This window comes from Streptomyces sp. AC1-42W, assembly GCF_003248355.1.
Lineage (GTDB): Bacteria > Actinomycetota > Actinomycetes > Streptomycetales > Streptomycetaceae > Streptomyces.
Genome location: NZ_QKWY01000001.1, coordinates 2776179 through 2793455 on the forward strand (window position 1 = coordinate 2776179; position 17277 = coordinate 2793455).

Genomic DNA, 17277 nt, shown 5'->3' on the forward strand with positions numbered 1-17277 from the left:
ATGGGCGTCGAGGATTTCATCAGGGACATCACGCCCGACTCGGTCGAGGACGTGGTTGAGGACGGTGTGGAGTGGGCCGGCAACCGGGTCGAGGGCGCCGGGAACTGGACGGCGGACCGGCTCGACGACGTGGGCTGGGAATCCGGTTCGGACTGGGTGCGGGAGAAGTCGCGCTCGGTCGCGAACCGGATGGGCGCCGATGTCGACGAAATGGACCTCGGGCAGACCGAGGACAAGGCCAAGCTGGTGTACGGAAGCCCCAGCAAGCTCCACGCCACGGCAAAACAGCTTCGGTCCTTTCAGAAGGCGTTCGACGACGCCGGGGGCGGGTTGAAGGGCCTCGACTCCTCGCGGCTGAAGGGTGAGACGGCCAATGCGCTGCGCACGGCGGTGAGTACCCAGCCGCCGAAGTGGTTCACCGGTGCCGATGCCTTCGAGAAGGCGGCTGCCGCGTTGGAGGCGTTCGCCTACACCGTCACCTGGGCACAGAACCAGGCACAGACGGCTATCGACATGTGGAAGGAAGGCGTCAAAGCCTCCCAGGGCGCGGCCGACGGACACCGCAAGCGGATCGACGACTACAACAAGGCCGTGAACCGCTACAACGCACAGGCCCCCGAGGAGCGCAACCCCGGCACTCTGCCGCCCTGCCCGGCGCCGACGTTCGACGACCCCGGAAAATCGATCATGCAGGACGCGCAGGAACTCCTCGCCCAGGCCCGCGAACAGCGGAACACTGCTGCGAAGACCGCCCGCAGCGCCGTCCGCGCCGCCCGGGACAAGGCCCCTGAGAAGCCCGCGTACGCACAACAGGTGGCCAGCGGTCTGCAGGAACTGCAGATCATCAACGACCACGTCGGCGGCGGCGTCATCAAGGGCACCGCAGGGCTGCTGAACTTCGTCCGGGGGATCAACCCGCTGGACCCGTACAACATCACTCACCCCGCTGAGTACGCCACCAGCCTCAACAGTCTGGCCGCCGGTCTGGTCGTCACCGCCAACGACCCGGTCGGCACCGGCAAGCAGATGATCAGCGACTTCATGAAGGACCCCGCGGAAGGGTTCGGCCGTCTACTGCCCGACGCGGCACTGACCGCGGCCACCGGCGGAGGCGGCGCCGTCGCCAAGGGTGTCCGCCTCGCCGCGGATATGACGAAGGCCGCCCGGGCCCGTCGGCTGCTCGACAACGCCCCCAACGGCACCCACAACCGTCCCGACGGGCGCCGCGTCGTCGCCAACACCGATCCGGTCGACCTCGCATCGGGACGGATGTTCCTGCCCCAGACCGACCTGGTGCTGCCGGGAACCCTGCCGCTGGTCTTCACCCGCCGCACCGAGTCCGGTCTGCCGGCAGGCCGGTTCCTCGGCCCCTCTTGGACCTCCACCGTCGACGAGCGCCTGGAGATCGACGCTGTCGGCGTCGTCCACGTCACCGCCGACGGCCTCCTGACTGCCTATCCGCACCCCGCCCCAGGCGCTCCGACCGAACCGGAGTCCGGGGCCGCCCGCACACTGCTGGCCCGTGACGTGACCGGTGATTACACCGTCACCGATCCCGGCACGGGCTTGGTCTGTCACTTCACCGCCCCGGCCGACAGCGAACCGGGCGGCGACGGTGATGCCTGGCTGGACCGGGTCGAGGACCGCCACGGCAACTGGTGGGCCGTGGAACGTACCGAAACCGGCACCCCGCTCGCCCTGACCTGCTCCGCCGGCCGCCGGGTGTCTGTCACGGTGAGCGACGGTCGGGTCACGGCCCTGGCCCTGGCGGGAGCGGGAGAGGACGGGGCAGACCTGCCTCTGATGCGCTACGGCTACGAGGACGGAAACCTCACCACCGTAGTCAAACCGTCCGGTGCCACCACCACCTTCGTCCACGACGACCGCCGCCGCGTCACCGCCTGGATCGACTCCAACAACAGCCGCTACGACTACACATACGACGACCGAGACCGCGTCATCGAGGAGGGCGGTCAGGCCGGCCACATCCAGATCACCCTCACCTACACCGAACCCGACCCGGACACCGGACTTCGCACCACCACCCTCACCACGGCCGACGGACACACGACCCGGCACCGGATCGATCGCCACTGCCGAGTGGTGGCTACCACCGATCCGCTCGGCCACACCACCCGCTTCACCTACGACAACCGCGGCAACACCCTGACCCGTACCGATCCGCTGGGCCGCACCACCGCCTTCACCCACGACGAGGACGGCCGCCTGCTCGCCGTCACCCGCCCCGACGGGAGCGAACTACGCACCGTGCGCGACCCGGTGGGTGCGTCCACGGAATTCCGCGGGCCGGACGGCGCCCGCTGGCTCCAGGAATTCGACGAGCACGGCAACCGCACCGCAGTCACCGACCCGGCCGGCGCCACCACCCGGTACGCCTATGACGGCCGGGGCAGGCTGGCCACCGTCACCGACGCCCTCGGCGCCACCACCACCGTGCGCTGCGACGCCGCTGGGCTGCCGGTGGCAGTGACCGACCCGGCCGGTGGCACCACCCATCTGGAGCGCGATGCTCTGGGCCGGATCGTACGCACCGTCGACCCGATGGGCGGTGTGACCCGGGTCGTTCTGGACGAGGACGGCAATCTCGCCCGCCGTGTCGCCCCGGACGGTGCCGCTGAGTCGTGGACGCACGACGGCGAGGGCAACCCCCTCAGCCACACCGGCCTGGCCGGAGGTATATCCCGCTTCGAGTACACGCACTTCGACCTGCTCACCACCCGCACCGGACACGACGGCAGCCGCCACACGTTCGAGCACGACGCGCATCTGCGGTTGATCCGGGTCACCGGCCCACACGGCACCTGGTCCTATACGTACGACGCCGCCGGCCGGCTCGCTTCCGAGACCGACTTCGACGGCCGCACTCTCACCTACCGGTACGACGCCGCCGGGCAGCTCACCGCCCGGTCCGACAGCCTCGGCCGGACCGTGTCCTACATCTACGACCAGCTCGGCCAAGCGGTTCGCAAGGACGTGGCGGGCAAGGTGACCACCTACGCGTACGACCGGGCCGGACGCCTGCTGCACGCGGCCGGACCGGACAGCGAGATCGTCTACGCGTACGACCGACGTGGCAGGACCAAGACAGAACTCGTCGACGGCCGCGCCATGAACTACTCCTACGACACCCTGGGCCGTCGGGCACGCCGCATCACCCCCACCGGCGCGGTCACCGAGTACGGCTACGACGCCGCCGGCCGTGCCACCCGGTTAACCAGCGGCGGACGCGAGATAGCCTTCACCCACGACGCGGCCGGCCGGGAACTCGAGCGCGTCTTCGGTGGATCCCTCACTCTGGCCTCCGCCTGGGACGAAGCCGGAAGGATCTGCGCGCAGCACCTGACTGTCGGGGGCCGCGCCCTCAACCGCCGGCAATACGCCCACCGCGCCGACGGCTACCTCACCTCCGTGACCGACGATCTTTCAGGCTCCCGAACCTTCGACCTGGACGCGTCCGGACGGGTCACCGGGGTCCACGCCGAGGGGTGGACCGAGCGTTACACCTACGACGCCGCCGGCAACCAGACGGCGGCCTCCTGGCCCGATTCACACCCCGGCCACGACGCCACCGGCCCCCGCTCCTACACCGGAACCTCCGTCACCAGGGCCGGCAGAGTCCGCTTCGAACACGACGCCCTCGGCCGCGTGACCTTGCGCCAAAGAACCCGTCTGTCACGCAAGCCCGACACCTGGCGCTATGAATGGGACGCGGAGGATCGTCTCGCCGCTGTGGTCACACCCGACGGCACCCGCTGGCGCTACCTCTACGACCCCTTGGGCCGCCGCACGGCAAAACAGCGCCTCGCCGACGACGGCGAGAGCGTCGCAGAGGAGGTCCGCTTCTCCTGGGACGGCACGACCCTGTGCGAACAGACCGTCCACACACAGGGCCAGCCACACATAGTCGCCCTCACCTGGGACCACCGCGGCCTGGTCCCTCTGTCCCAGACGGAACGCCTTCTCACCCCGGACACTCGGCAGGAGGAGATCGACCGCCGGTTCTTCGTCATAGCCACCGACCTTGTGGGAACGCCCACCGAACTGGTCGACGAGTCCGGCGAGATCGCCTGGCGTGCCAGAAGCACCCTCTGGGGCACCACTGCTTGGGCCCGCTCCAGTACGGCCTACACCCCGCTGCGTTTCCCCGGCCAGTACTACGACCCGGAGACCGGTCTCCACTACAACCTCTTCCGCCACTACGCCCCGGAGACCGGTCGCTACACCTCCCCGGACCCGCTAGGCCTCGGCCCCGCGCCGAATCCGGTCGCCTATGTGCACAATCCGTTCACGGTCTGCGACCCCCTCGGGCTGTCGCCGTACTCGCGGTTCAAAGGCCTGGGCTGGCTGACGGACAATCAGCTCATACGTCCGTCGTTCCGGTACCAGCGCCTTGTCACCGACCAGAGCTACGAGCAGCAGTGGATATTGCCGGACGGCCGGGAGGTCCACGTCGACGGTGGTCCGCAGGACGGCTGGATCACGGAGGCGAAGTGGACCGGCGGTGACAACGTCGGTGAGTGGAAGAAGTCCCCGTACAACCCCGATTTCAAGCATTACGACGAGAGCCGGATTGTCGCGCAGGCAGACAAGCTGCTCGCCCTCAACGAGGACCTGGGAGGCAAGGGAGTGCGCTATATGGTGTCCAATGAATGGGGTGCCGCGCATGTGGACGAAGTGCTGTCCAAGGCCTTCCCCGAGGCCTACGCCAGCGGGCAGCTGAAGGCGTATCACGTGCCTGGCAACGGTATGAGTGGAATGAGTTCATGGCTGAAGTAATCGCAATGCTGGAAGAGCTCAGGAACATCACCCCGCTGACCGCCGAGGCTGCGGCGGCGCGGTTCACGGCTCAGGAGTGGACGCCCGGGGGCAAGATCCGTGACGGCGTGGAGACGTCGTGGGACAAGGGCAGCGTCGGGGGATGGATCCAGTCGTTCGGAGGTGGGGCGGTCAGCGTCTCGTTCTTCGTCTGGATCCGCGACGTGGACGAGTCGGGCTACTTCGACGACCTGGATGCCGTCTACGAGCAGGGGGAGCAGGTGCTGGCCGACTTCCTCCCCGAGATCGAGGAGTCCCCGCTTGCCGGCCACCTGATCCAGGTCGAGCAGACGGAGGCGGACCGGGACGAGTTCATCAAACTGAAGAAGTGGGCCCTCGCCGGCAGGATTCTGACCGCCGGTGTGATCCAGCATGACACCGATCTTCCGGTGATGGTCATGGTGGTGCTGCAGGAGCCCGGCGCTGCCTGACTCAGCCCGTACGCCAGGGCGCTCGCGTACTCGTAATGCGTAGGTCTCGGGTTCGAATCCCGAAGGCGGCTCCAGTGAAACCCCAGGTCAGATACTTCTGACCTGGGGTTTTTCCTTGTCGGGCACGGCTCTGTTGGTAGGTGGCGTCGCCCCGGATCGTGCTGCCGAATCCAAGGGGAGCGCGAGGGGTGCGCATGAGCGCAGAGCTTGTGCGGAGGGGTGCGCGCCGGGCAGCGCGGCGGCGTCGCTGATCGGATCGGCGCGGCTCCTCGAAGAGCACGCCGGTTTTGTGGAAACGCTCCAACCTCTGCTTCTACGCTGGGCACTGTGGCAGACCCAAAGGACACCCTCGCGTTCAAGACGCTCGTGACGCAGTCGAGCGCCGTGCTGCTGACCCACGGGGTCGAGGTAGAGGCGACGTCGGTGCGGGGCGTCGCGGACCACCTCGTTGAGGTCATGGCTCAGCGGGCGGGCATGGACTACGAGGAAGCCGTCCACCTGGTGACCCCCGAAGCCGTCGCCGAGATCATCATGAAGGCGGCTGCCGAAGACGACCGGGGAGCGTCTGTCGGCCCGCATGCGATGCGGCCGGTGCGGATCGACGACCGTACGGTCAGCGTCTCCGTCGAGTCGCTGGGACACCTGGTCATGGCCGCATCGCAGGCCGGCAAGTACGCCAGCATCAACGATGACGGGTCAGCGGCGGCCCACCTTCTGGACCTCGCTACCGAGATCGGCGCCGCTTTGGTGAGGCAGCACGTCGATGGAGCCGTCGGCGTCGCGGTGGGGGTGCTCGACGAGCTGGCCGAACTGGTGGACGCCGTGGCCGACCGCATCGAGGACGACGGCTGGAGCATCTGCCCCTGCGGAGAGAACCACGACCAGGGGACGGTCGACGTCGGCACCCTCCCGGTCATGCGTCGGCATGCCGCGCTGGCCCGCGGTCTTGGCCACCAGGTAGATGGATAGCGCCGGCTCGCACCACCCCTATCCTCGTCCTCACTTATGAGATGAGGGGGGCGTCAGGTCGATGGCCATCAGTCCGTTCGGCCCCGCAGCAGACAGGGCCCGGGATGAAGAAACCCGCGCCGAGGTGAGCCGTCTGTTGGAGGAGGCTGCCGAAGTGGGCAAGGAAGCTGCCGAGGCGGGTAAGCAGCTCGTCGAGCTCTACAAGAAGAAAGCAGCGAAGTACCAGCGGCTTGCTGAGATGGAGCGAGACCGGCGCCGCGAGGTGGAGGCCCAGTTGCGGGCCTGCACCAAGCTACTCGACGAAGCGCCGGACCTTGAGGCGAAGCTCAACTCCATGATCCCCGATCTGGTACGAGCGGCAGCGAACCTTCCGTCGCCGCCTGAGGTGTCCGAACTTCAGGCGCGGCTTGAGGCAACGGAGAAGGACCGGGACACGTTCGCCGAGTTGCTGGACACCGCGACGAAGGAACGGGACGCGGCGCTGCGCGCTCGTGACGCCGCCATTGCCCGGCTGCAGACCCGCCAGAACGAGGACCAACCCCAAGGAGACGCGGAGGCGTTGAAAGCACGGCTGGACGCCCCCACTCTCCGTGGCGTGCTTGAGCAAGCGCAGCGGCACTGCTCGTCTCTCGTCATCACCGCAGACCTGGACGAGACGAAGAAGCTGGAGCACCACCAGAAGGCTTCGCACTGGCGGAACCGTCTGGCCGCCACGCTGGCCACCATGCAGGCGTACGCCGAGACCAAAGACCTCGCGCGGGCGCTCGGCGGCAAGGCCGGCCCTGATTTGGCCAATCTCAAGGCGTACTGCGCGAGCCAGCCGTTCCCGCTGCTGTCTGAAGGCAAGGTGGTCCTCAGCGAGGGGCAGACCGCCAGCAGCAGCCCACGCGGCAAGGCCCAACGAACCCTCCGCGTCCCTGAGCACATCGACCCCACGGGGAAGGCCGTGATGCTCGAACACATCCGCATCGGCGACGGCGCTCCTCCGGCGCCGCGACTGCACTATCTCGATGACACCGACAGAAGCGGGACCGTCGTCATCGGGTTCTTCGGCGACCACCTGTACAACGCCGGAACCAACTGAGCGCCGAATGCACAGCTCGGACGCAGACGGGGGCCGGGCTCAACCGCGCTGTGGCTGAGCCCGGCCGGAGCGGTCGGAGGGGTGGCGTAGGCGCTACGCCGTGAGCGTCTGACGGTCGGCGGCGCCGCACGTGCACGAGCAGGTGCACCCGCTCGTGGCCTTGATGGGAGCCGTGGGCCGAGCTGCGTGCTCGATTGCCGAGCGAACCGCACGCGGGGCGCGGGGAACGAGCTTGACGACCGCCGCCGCTGCCGCGTGGGCGAGGTCGTCGAGGACGGACTGGTAGATGTCCCGGGTGATGCGGGAATCGCTGTGCCCGAGGGTCTCCGAGACGACTTTGATGTCCACGCCTGCGGCGAGCATGAGCGTCGCGGCACCGTGGCGCAGGTCGTGGAGTCGGATGGGCGGAAGGTCGGCCTCGGCGATCAGGCGATCGAACAGGTCGGAGATCCTGCCCGGGTGGAGCAGGGAGCCGTCCTCTTCGGTGAAGATGCGGCCGGTGTCCTTCCAGGCGTCACCCCACTTGCGCCTCTCCTCCTCCTGAGCGATCCGGCGTCGCTCGATGAGTTCGACCGTCTCGTCGTCCAACGCGACGGAGCGGATCCCGCTGTTGGTCTTGGGCAGCCCTTCGAGGACCTGCCAGCCGTCTTGGACGAGCTGGGTGGCGATCTCCAGCGAGCGGTTCTTCATCGAGTAGTCGACCCAGCGGGGTCCGCACCCCTCCCCTCGGCGTAGGCCACGGAAGGCGATCATTCGCCACATACCCTCCAGCCGGTCCCCGAAGACGTGGTCGAGGAACGTGCCGGTCTGCTCCGGCGTCCAGACCATCACGGGGCTGGGCTTCTCGCCGGTGGCCCGCCAGCGGGCGACGCGCTCGTCGGTCCACACGAGAGCCTTCGGCTTGGTGCCGGGTTCCAGCTCGACGTGCTCGGCCGGGTTGTAGTTGGGGATGATCCGCTGTGCGATTGCCGTGTTGAGGGCCGCGCGCAGAGTGGCCTTGATGTGGTGCTGGGTGTTGACGCTGGTCACCCGGCGGAAGGGCGGCATCTGGTCGATGGCCGCCTTCAGCCACTTGCGGCGAGCCCGGTTCTCCACGCCCTTCCACGGGATGGCGTTCAACTCATCAAGCGCTGCACGCCGTTGGGCGTTCTGCTCTTGGATCTCGATGTTTGCCTCGTTGATGGCGTCGAACATCCGATCCAGGTGAGGCACGTTGAGCTTGTCGAGGCGTATCTCACCCAGGTGCGGCTTGAGGTGAACGCGCACGTCCACGTCGTACCGCTTGTAGCCGCTGACCCGCAGGCGCTTCTTGCCTCCGAGCCAGAGGTCGAGCCACTCGGCGAGGGGCATCTTGGGGTTGAGTGCCTGCCCGGCCGCCAAGCGCCGCCGGGTCTCGTCGTAGTCCGGCAGCGGCTCCTTGTTCTTGGCGCAGGTCTCCAGCATGTCGCTGACCGCGAGATGGCCGGCGGGGTCGTCCGCGTCGGGGACGGCGAGCAGTGCGCGAACCTTGCTCAGTTCCTTGGTGGCCTCGGTGGAGGACTCGAAGCCGCTGCGGCGGAACTCTCGGCGCGTGCCGTCGGGACGGTTGGTCAGTTCGTGACGTATGGACCAGGTGCCATGGCGCCGGTTCGTGAGCTTGGGGCATGACTTGCCGTAGTTCTTGCCGGTCTCGGGGTTGCGGCAGGAGCAGCGGCGCGTGACGGTGCCGCCGGACGTGGTGGGGCTCGGCAACGCTAGTCCTCGGGATTGTCGACGAACGTGAGGTCGGTGGGGAGAGCGGGGGGAATCAGTCCGCGCTGCCGCATCGTGTTGCGGAACTCACGCAGTTCTCTGCAGTCGTCGAAGGCGAGATGTTCATACGAGGCCGCGGTTTCCAGGAGGGCGTCGCGGCGGGCGGCGTCGAGGGTGATGCTGGCCTTCCGGCGCCGTTCCTTCGCGAGCCGGGTGGACGCCAGGGCGGTGGTCACGGCTTCGCTGTGGGCGCGGTAGGTGTCGAGCACGTCCCGGGCGGACCCTTCGGGGGCGGGCTTCTCGAGAGGGGACTCGCCGGTGAACCAGGAGACCGCTTCCCACGTCGGGACCTTTCTGCCGGGAAGCACGGCCACCGAGGCGTCGGTGCCCAGAGGAAACAGCAGACTGACCGGGGGCACCTGGTAGACCGCTGCCAGGACGAGGAACTCCGCCAGGTCGATCGAGCTGCGGCGTCCGGTCTCCAGGTTCGTGATCGTCGTCTTCGGGACCGCGAGGCCCAGGGAGGCGCACGCCTCAGCGGCCTCCGACACGGTGAGGCCGGCGGCCTTACGGGCCCGGCGCATCTGCTCGGCGACGCGGGCTGTGAAGCTCGGGGACCAATCGGTGTTCGTCATAGATGCAACTTACGTCGTCAAAATATGTGGCCGCAGCATCCGTGATACTCGTTCTGCTGTCAGAACAACTTTTACAGATGGGATGCGTCATGGCTGCGTGCAAGGCTGTCAGGGGAATGGCTCGCGAGGAACTGCTCGCTCTGCCTGTCGCCGTCGACCTCGACACGGCGAACAAGGCGCTGACGATCGGCCGCAGTACGGGATACGCGCTGGCGAAGCGGGGCGAGTACCCGGTCACGGTCCTCAAGCTCGGCAACGCGTACCGCGTGGTCACGGCGGACCTGCATCGCGTGCTGGGCATCACCGTGGGGGGTGGGGCAGGACTCGCGGCATGAGCCGGGCGCATCGGGCTTCTGACAGTGCGCCTCGCCGAGGACCACCTGACCGCGCGACCTCCGCCGGGCCCTCACCGCCCTCAACTCAGGGCCCGCCCCGTCAGACGATCAGGACCGCAGAATCCGCCCGCAACCTGCCTGAGCACGCCCATGGAGCGTCACGCTGGGTGCACCACCAGGAGCTCCTTTCCTGCGAGGAGCTCACCCGCCGCTGAACCGCTACGCTCCCAGAATGACCACCGAATCAGCCTGGGAGCCTGCGCCCGTGCCCGAGGTGGCCGACATGTTCCGCCGGGTCGAAATCCCCTGGTGGATCGCGGGCGGACACGCCATCGAACTCGCCGTCGGGCGCGTCATCCGCGAGCACGACGACATCGACGTCCTAGTCCTGCGCGATGACCAGCTCGCCGTACAGCACGTACTTGCCGGATGGGAGTTGTGGGCTGCCGACCCGGCCGGGACCCTGCGCCCCTGGCAGCCCGACGAGTACCTGCATATGGGCATCCACGACATCTGGTGCCGCCCCGGGCCTGGAACGCCGTGGCGCATCCAGATCATGCTGGACGAAGCGCAAGACGGCCTGTGGGTGTCCCGCCGCGACACCGCCGTGCACCGCCCCGTGGCAGAACTCGGAGCCATCGGCGCGGGCGGCATCCCCTACGTGACCCCCGAAGTCCTGCTCTACTACAAGGCCAAGAAGCCCCGCCCCAAGGACGAGACAGATCTCTCCGCGGTCCTTCCGTTCCTCGCGCCGGCGCAGAGGATCTGGCTCGCCACAGCCATCCTCGAAGCGTACGGGGCGCACCCATGGGTCGACCGGCTCGACGTGCCGGAGCAGTACCGGCGGCCACCGCAGAGAGACCTCCTGGATGAACTTCCCTACGACTGGGAGCAGCGGTGATGAGGCCCGGCCCGCTTGCTCGTGTAGACGCGTAAGAAGGTAGAGCCCGCCGCTGTTGGGCGGCGGGCCCCACCGAGCGGGCGTACCCCGATGAGGCGAAGGGGGCGGGCGGCTACTTGTCCGTCGGCTCGACGTAGGTGCTGTCGAACCAGTCGATGAACTCGCGCACGGTGCCGATCTTCGAGATCCGGGCGTGCAGGGCCCGCTGGTCGTGGCCGATGACGAACCAGCCGCTGGCCACCAGCTCTCCGCAACCGCAGTGGCAGGTGCGGGCGCCGTGGGGGGAGTCGAAGTAGGTGATTGGGTTGCGGGTCGTCTCGACGGGTGTGGGCTTGCCGACGTAGGCGTCGTAGACCCCGTCGCCCGGCGTGAGGTACCTGCCCTCGATCGCCTTGCGCCCTCCGGCCACGGGAACGAGGCTGTCGATCTCGATGGCCATGCGGACCTCGCCCTCGTGGGAGAGCAGGGCGTAGCGCTCCTTCTCGGCGCGTTCGCCGAGGACCCAGCAGCCACGGTTGGCGTGGAAGAGGGCGTCGTCGTTCATGACCGGGTCGAAGCCGACGACGTTGCGGCCGAGCTGGTCCTCCTGCGGGTTGACGTACCGCCTCGAGCCAAGGGTGATGTGAATCATGAACGGCCCCCAATAGGTGAATACCCAGGGCTCCCCGCCCTGTGGACTATCGAGATCCTGACACGAGGACCCGATACCTTCAACCCCTGGGATGCCAGCTCTTCAAGTAGATCGAGTGGTTCGGACTTCGGGCGCCACGAGTCGCGTGGTACGGGTTTTGGCATTGCCTCGACCGCCTTTCGCCGTGGTGTCGGCATGCCCTCCAGCTGGCTCCGCGAGGACCGCCGGCCGAGGCCACCGGCAGCGCCCTACCTTCAGGTCAGCAGCCCCTTGCGGTTCAGTGCGTTCATGAGCTCGGTGCGTGCCTCAAGGAAGTCATCGCGTGCCCCAGACAGGGCGGCCATAGTCTGCTTGTACCGCTCGGGATCGGTCCGCTTCCACTCCGGCGGAACCTCGACGTACACCGGCGGGTTGGGACCGTCTTCTGGGGTGAACATCCCCTCAAGCTCGGTGTGTAGCCGACCAAGGCTCTCTTTGAACGCGGAGTGCGCGGACCCCAGTTCATGGTCGAGGAAGTCGACATCGTCGAACAGGAGATCGTCCAAAGCCTTATCGACGGCCTGCGTGACCTCCACCCTCACCCGGCGCATCGGGGACTGGCTTTGCATGAACCGAAGCCAGGGCGCATCGAAGGGCATCGCGACGAGGATCCGCTGCGCCTTGGCGCGGTCTGGGACGGCCGCTGGGGACTTCTCCAGGGCACCCAGCGCGCTGCTGTCGTCGGCTGAGGGAGATCCGATGGCCATCCATCCGGCGGAAAGTCGGCGGTGGGCTTCCGGGCCGCTCCAGAACACCGTCCGGTCTCCGCGCCGCACGGGGACGGCGAGGCCACTGGCTGACTTCTCGTCCTTGCCGGTGGGCGCGGGGATCACGAACGGCCGCGCGGCGGCGGGCTGGGCCGGGATGTCGATGCTCAGCACCCCCTTACCTTCGCTGCGGTCGATCCAGGTCAGTTCAAGGTCCTGGACCTGGGGGAAGACCCGTTCATCGATCAGCTTGCGATAGGTGTCGGTGTTGACCAGCGCCCGCGGTACCGGGGTGACCTCGGAGATGGTCTCTACCGCGTTGGCGGTCCTCGTTTTGAAACCGATGATGAGCAGCCCACCGGTGGAGGTGTTGGCGAAAGCGGCTACGTCCTTGACGAGCTCTTCCTTGTGATGAGCTCCCTTGTCGAGCATGTACGGCCCGGACTTGACGTCCATCCAGCCGCACTCTTCGAGGCCTATCAGTGCTTCAAGGTCACCGGCGCTGAGCGCCTTGCGTACGTCGTCGATGTTCACCAGGCCCAGCATGTATGGCGCGGCCGGCGACGTAAACGCTTCAGTCCGCGCAGAGTCCCCGCGGTACCGTGCGCGGGGCACCCCCCGTCGTCGGCGTTCCCCATGGCACCCCAGGACCTGTGTGAAGCCCGACGCCGACGCAGTCTCCCACCGCGCCGACGTTCCGCGCGATTCGGATTTCCGAAAGGAACGGCGCCGACCCGGACGGGTGGGTCGGCGCCGGGTTTGAGTCTCAGGCGTCGATGCGGGCGACCTTGCGACCCACCTTGAGGTAGAGCTCGACACCGTCGAGTGTCCCGACCTCACTCACGACCTCGCTGAGCGCCTGCTGGACGGAAGCCTCCGTGAGCTGCGTGGTCTGCTGCCCTCCGTCCGACTCGCGGATGAGGCGGAGGCCGTTCTGCTGGGCCACGCGACGCACGGCGGAGATGCTGGGAGCGAAGTCCAGCGTGCGGCTGATCAGCGCTCCGAGCGTGTCCTCGGCGTGGTCCTTCAGGGAGACGGCGGGGAGGTTCTGGGTGTCCCCGAAGGAGCGTTTGGAGAAGCGCGCCGTGAACTCCGCGCGGGCGCCGGCAGCGGCGTCAAGGCCGTGGAGAGCGGCCACCACTTCGCCGGCGAGGATCCGCTTGATCGCCATCGGGTGCGCGGTTCCCTCCTCCAGGCGCTTGGTGACCACGCGGATCTCGTCGTCCGTCCACTCGGTGAGCAGCTGGAGGTACGGCTCGGTGAGGTGGTCGGGGATGGACATCAGCCGGCCGTAGACGTCATCGGGCGACGCCGTCAGGCCAACGTAGTTGCCCTTGCTCTTGCTCATCTTGGCGCCCGTGCCGTCGGTGCCCTCGATGAGCGGGGTGGTGATGACGACCTCGGGAGCCTGGTCCGAGATCTCCATGACCTTGCGGCACATCTGGAGGTTCAGCAGCTGGTCCACGCCGCCGAGTTCGACGTCGGCGTCGATGGCCACCGAGTCCCACGCCATGACGACGGAGTACACGAACTCAGCGACGGACAGTCCTTGGCCCTCGGCGAGTCGGGTGCGGAAGTCCTCGCGCTGGAGCGACATGGAGACGGGCACCCGGGCGAGGACCCCGACGAGCTCCGGCAGGGTGACCTTGTTCAGCCACTCGCCGTTGAAGCGCAGGTCGGCACGCTCGAAGTCGATGAACGGTGTGACCTGCTGCTGGTAGCCGCTCAGGTTGCGGGCGATGTCCTCGTCGGTGAGGGTCGGTCGCTCCGAGGAGCGTCCCGACGGGTCACCGATCTTGGCCGTGACGTCGCCGATGATGAAGACGACGTGGTGGCCCATCCGCTGGAACCGGCTGGCGATGATGATCGGCACCGCGTGGCCGAGGTGGACATCAGGCGAGGTCGGGTCGATGCCGTACTTGACGACGAACGGGCGCCCCGCGTCCCGTGCGGCTTCGATCTTCTCGGCGAGCACCGAGGCGGAAGGGATCAGGTGATTCGAGCGTCCCTCGACTAGGGCCGCCTGCTCCTGGGGGGAGAGGTCGGAGAGGTCCAGAGAGCGCCGGGCTGTTGTCTCGTCGAGCAGCTGGGCGACCGTATAGTCCGCGCCCAGGTCCGCTCCATCGAGGATGTGCATGACACGGGTGACGGACTCATTCAAACGGCTCATGGCGCCTATACGCTCCTGCGTCGGACAACTGGCCTGACCAGTATGGGATTGGAAGCGGCGATTTTATCATCGCAGCCCTCGGCGCATCGTCGGATTGATCATGAATGACCGCGTTGTTCCTGGCTCGCGGCCAACTGCACCAGCGGCCGTCCCGCGACCGCGCTGGAGAGGGACCGCAACCATGGTGTTATCGGGTCATGCGCACAGAGTGTGCCTACGAGCATTCCCGGAATCAGGAGCATCGCGGACAGGCGCCTCTCCCGCTGCATGGCGGATTCCACCCTGTGGCCGAAAGCGAGCGCGCGGAAATGCCAGGAGATCCTTCGTAGCCGGCGACTGCTCGCCCACGAGGGAGGTTTCCCGTACATCGCACGGAGACGGTCCGAGAGCGCGATGCAGACGTCGGCCCGGTAGTCCTGTGAGACGCCGGGCGTTCCGCGGTCGGTCATGCTGCGGGGGTGGACCCGGTAGAAGGTCAGCGGGTCCCGAAGGGCGATCCCTCGGCCGGCCTCACGCAAGGCGTGGAAGAAGATCTCGTTGCTCACCGGAAGGAGACTGAGGGCGGCGTCGCGGTGGACAACCAAGGTGCTCGTGTTTCCGCCCGGATGCGGCTCCTCCAGCATCGGTTCCCCATCGGAGTCGACCACGTGCTCCCAGTGCTCGACGAACAGCGTCCGACCCGTCATCACCTCGGCGCATGTGCGCAGCTTCGACGGGTGGAACCAGTCGTCGGCGTCGAGCGGGGCCACCCAGTCGCCCGTGCTGACGAGAAAGGCGTCGGTGAGGGTCTGTCCGAAACCCCGCTGATTCCTCCGAATGACCTTGACCTTGCTGTTCCCCTCGTGGCGCCGGCACACGTTTTCGGTCTCGTCGCTGGAACCGTCATCGATGACGATCACCTCGTGAAGCGTGAAGTCTCCGGGCTCCTGTTCCAGGCAGCTCGTTATGGCCCGGTCGAGATACCGGCCGTAGTTGTGGCAAAGGATCACGCACGAAATGCGAGGTGGGCCGTTCATCGGTCCCCTCCGTACACGCGGGCGTACTGCCGCAGAATCCTCTGGTGTTCCTCAGACCTGTAGTCGAGGAACTCACGATCCAGCCGGCGCGGCCTGGAGCCGAGTCGAGCCGCCGCGTGCTCCAGCGCGGTCAGGAACTTCTCTCCGAAGAGATTGGGGTGCCCCTGCGACCAGTCGAACCATTCGGGTTCCTCGACCAGCCCCTTGTGCTGCTCGTACTGCTCGGCCAGGTGCCCCGTGAGGGAGCAGACCGGGAGCAGGTTCAGGTCGAAGGCCAGTTCCAGCTGGCCGGAGTGGCTGCCCCACAGGTAGGGGAGCAGCAGCGCGTCCGAAGCCAGTCCGGCTTCGACCACTTCCGCGTCTGTGGGGTACGGGCGCATCGTCAGGCGGATTCGGGGATCGCGCCGGGCCGTCTCCAGCAGCAGCGGAGCACGACCCCCGTCGGCGAAGTCGGCAGGGCTGAACGCGCGCAGAAGGACGTGGAGGGTGCTGTCGGGGTCAGTGATCCCAAGGCTCCAGTTGGTCATGGTGGACAGCTGGTCCCGGCTGGCGCGTGAGGCCCCGAACATGAGGTACCGGGACGAGCCGCCGGGCTCGCGCTCCAGGCCGGCCAGTTCCTCCGGGACGGCGACGTACCCGTGGGGAATGACGGTCGCGTCGGGACGCTCGCCAAGGACCTCGGTCAGCTTGGTGACCGAGCCTTCCGTGAGGCAGACCCAGCCGACCTCGGCCGAGTGGAGCATCCGCAGCCGCGTGGTGAAGTCCTCGGCGCCGCCGACCATGGGCCGCGTGTCGTGGGCGGTGAACACCACCTGGACTCCGTCGCCCAGGCACGCGTCGAGCAGGCGCTCCAGAGTGGCAGAGTCCTCGAAGTCGATGTGGTGCAGGTGCAGGACGTCGAGCCATGTGAGTGGGCCGTGTTCGAGGAGCCAGCTGGCATCGACCGCCGCCGGCACCGTGTGGCCGCCGGGGATCTCGGTTCCGTTCAGGATGTGGAAGTCACGGCTCCGCAGCTTCCACGCGTACGGCGTACGAGCCGGCAGGTGGACGACACGCTTGCCCTCAGACCGGGGGACCGCTGTCACCGCTGCTTCCCCTCCGCCTCTTCCACGCCGACGAGGACCAGCTGGGTGGACATGCCGTTGGAAGCGTCGTCGCTTCGCGTGAGCCCGGCGTGGTGGATCTTGAATCCTGACGCCTCCAACAGCGCCTGGAACTCGTCGCTCGCCCACTCACGGACATGGCTGGGGTTGCGGGGCGGTCCGGGAGTGTCGTAACCGCTGCGGCACTCGCGCGCCGGCGTGGACAGTACAGCGGCGGCGCTGCCCTCCATGAGGAGTCCACGGATCAGGGAAAGGGCCGGAGCCGGATTCACGAGGTGCTCGATCACGTCGGAGCAGACGACTATGGACCGGCGTACGAGGGCGGGGGCGATGGGCAGCCGCTCGGCCGACTCGAGGTCGACCTCGATCCACTCGCCGAAGGGGTGGTGGTCGCGGCACCACACGAGGTTCTCCCCGAAGTCCACACCGATGTAGGACCAGGCCGGGTACTCGTAGGCCAGCGAGGCCAGCTTGCCCGCCCGTCCGCAGCCGATGTCGATCACGACGTCGCGGCCGAGTTCCAGGGCGCGGGCGGCGGTGTAGGGGTAGACGTCGGGCTGCCAGGTCACGGTGTCGTCCGTCTCGTCGAGGAAGTACTCCACCTGGTCCCGGCTGCGGTAGCCGCTCCTGATGAAGTAGGTCTCGGCGCCGCCGATGGGCTGGCGGGAGGTCGTGGTGTCTGCGTGCAC

14 protein-coding genes and 1 tRNA gene are annotated in these 17277 nt (G+C 67.7%); 7 read left to right on the top strand and 8 right to left on the bottom strand.

Annotation, left to right across the window (positions count from 1 at the left end; translation table 11 throughout):
* The 5 genes from DNK56_RS12835 (at position 1) to DNK56_RS12855 (ending at position 7320) form a co-directional block, all read left to right on the top strand.
* Positions 1-4797, top strand: coding sequence for a putative T7SS-secreted protein (locus DNK56_RS12835; RefSeq protein WP_111333683.1), 4797 nt, complete (start codon positions 1-3; stop codon positions 4795-4797).
* Positions 4785-5267 (top strand): hypothetical protein, encoded by a 483-nt coding sequence (locus tag DNK56_RS12840; RefSeq protein WP_111333685.1) that lies wholly within the window; start codon positions 4785-4787, stop codon positions 5265-5267. Before DNK56_RS12835 ends, DNK56_RS12840 begins: the two co-directional genes overlap by 13 nt.
* Positions 5259-5341: transfer RNA gene (locus DNK56_RS12845), tRNA-Thr, on the top strand. Before DNK56_RS12840 ends, DNK56_RS12845 begins: the two co-directional genes overlap by 9 nt.
* 253 nt (positions 5342-5594) lie before the next feature.
* Entirely contained in the window at positions 5595-6236 is a 642-nt protein-coding gene (locus tag DNK56_RS12850) for a hypothetical protein (RefSeq protein ID WP_111333687.1), read from the top strand.
* A gap of 61 nt (positions 6237-6297) precedes the next feature.
* Complete coding sequence (locus DNK56_RS12855) at positions 6298-7320, top strand: hypothetical protein (protein WP_241989853.1); 1023 nt, start codon at positions 6298-6300, stop codon at positions 7318-7320.
* A gap of 93 nt (positions 7321-7413) precedes the next feature.
* On the opposite strand, the gene DNK56_RS12860 is transcribed toward DNK56_RS12855, so the two are convergent.
* Complete coding sequence (locus DNK56_RS12860; RefSeq protein WP_111333689.1) at positions 7414-9051, bottom strand: site-specific integrase; 1638 nt, start codon at positions 9049-9051, stop codon at positions 7414-7416.
* Between the two features lie 2 nt (positions 9052-9053).
* Complete coding sequence (locus DNK56_RS12865) at positions 9054-9686, bottom strand: helix-turn-helix domain-containing protein (RefSeq protein ID WP_111333691.1); 633 nt, start codon at positions 9684-9686, stop codon at positions 9054-9056.
* Between the two features lie 116 nt (positions 9687-9802).
* On the opposite strand from DNK56_RS12865, the gene DNK56_RS12870 reads away from it, so the two are divergent.
* On the top strand, positions 9803-10021 hold the full coding sequence (locus DNK56_RS12870; protein WP_053611732.1) for a hypothetical protein: 219 nt from the start codon (positions 9803-9805) through the stop codon (positions 10019-10021).
* A 232-nt stretch (positions 10022-10253) separates the two neighbouring features.
* Positions 10254-10922, top strand: a complete 669-nt coding sequence (locus DNK56_RS12875; protein ID WP_111333693.1) for a nucleotidyltransferase domain-containing protein — start codon at positions 10254-10256, stop codon at positions 10920-10922.
* A 112-nt stretch (positions 10923-11034) separates the two neighbouring features.
* Here DNK56_RS12875 and DNK56_RS12880 read toward each other — a convergent pair whose 3' ends face one another.
* From DNK56_RS12880 to DNK56_RS12905, 6 genes are all read right to left on the bottom strand, one after another.
* Entirely contained in the window at positions 11035-11553 is a 519-nt protein-coding gene (locus tag DNK56_RS12880; RefSeq protein ID WP_111333695.1) for a hypothetical protein, read from the bottom strand.
* A 254-nt stretch (positions 11554-11807) separates the two neighbouring features.
* Complete coding sequence (locus DNK56_RS12885) at positions 11808-12833, bottom strand: AlbA family DNA-binding domain-containing protein (protein ID WP_146610493.1); 1026 nt, start codon at positions 12831-12833, stop codon at positions 11808-11810.
* Positions 12834-13065: 232 nt separating this feature from the next.
* Complete coding sequence (gene tyrS / locus DNK56_RS12890; RefSeq protein WP_111333699.1) at positions 13066-14469, bottom strand: tyrosine--tRNA ligase; 1404 nt, start codon at positions 14467-14469, stop codon at positions 13066-13068.
* Positions 14470-14567: 98 nt separating this feature from the next.
* Positions 14568-15485, bottom strand: coding sequence for a glycosyltransferase family 2 protein (locus DNK56_RS12895; RefSeq protein ID WP_111333701.1), 918 nt, complete (start codon positions 15483-15485; stop codon positions 14568-14570).
* The gene (locus DNK56_RS12900; protein ID WP_111333703.1) at positions 15482-16570 is read right to left on the bottom strand and encodes a leucine-rich repeat domain-containing protein; all 1089 of its coding nucleotides are present in this window, start codon (positions 16568-16570) and stop codon (positions 15482-15484) included. The genes DNK56_RS12895 and DNK56_RS12900 overlap by 4 nt, the downstream gene beginning before the upstream one ends.
* On the bottom strand, positions 16567-17277 hold the full coding sequence (locus tag DNK56_RS12905; RefSeq protein WP_111333705.1) for a class I SAM-dependent methyltransferase: 711 nt from the start codon (positions 17275-17277) through the stop codon (positions 16567-16569). The genes DNK56_RS12900 and DNK56_RS12905 overlap by 4 nt, the downstream gene beginning before the upstream one ends.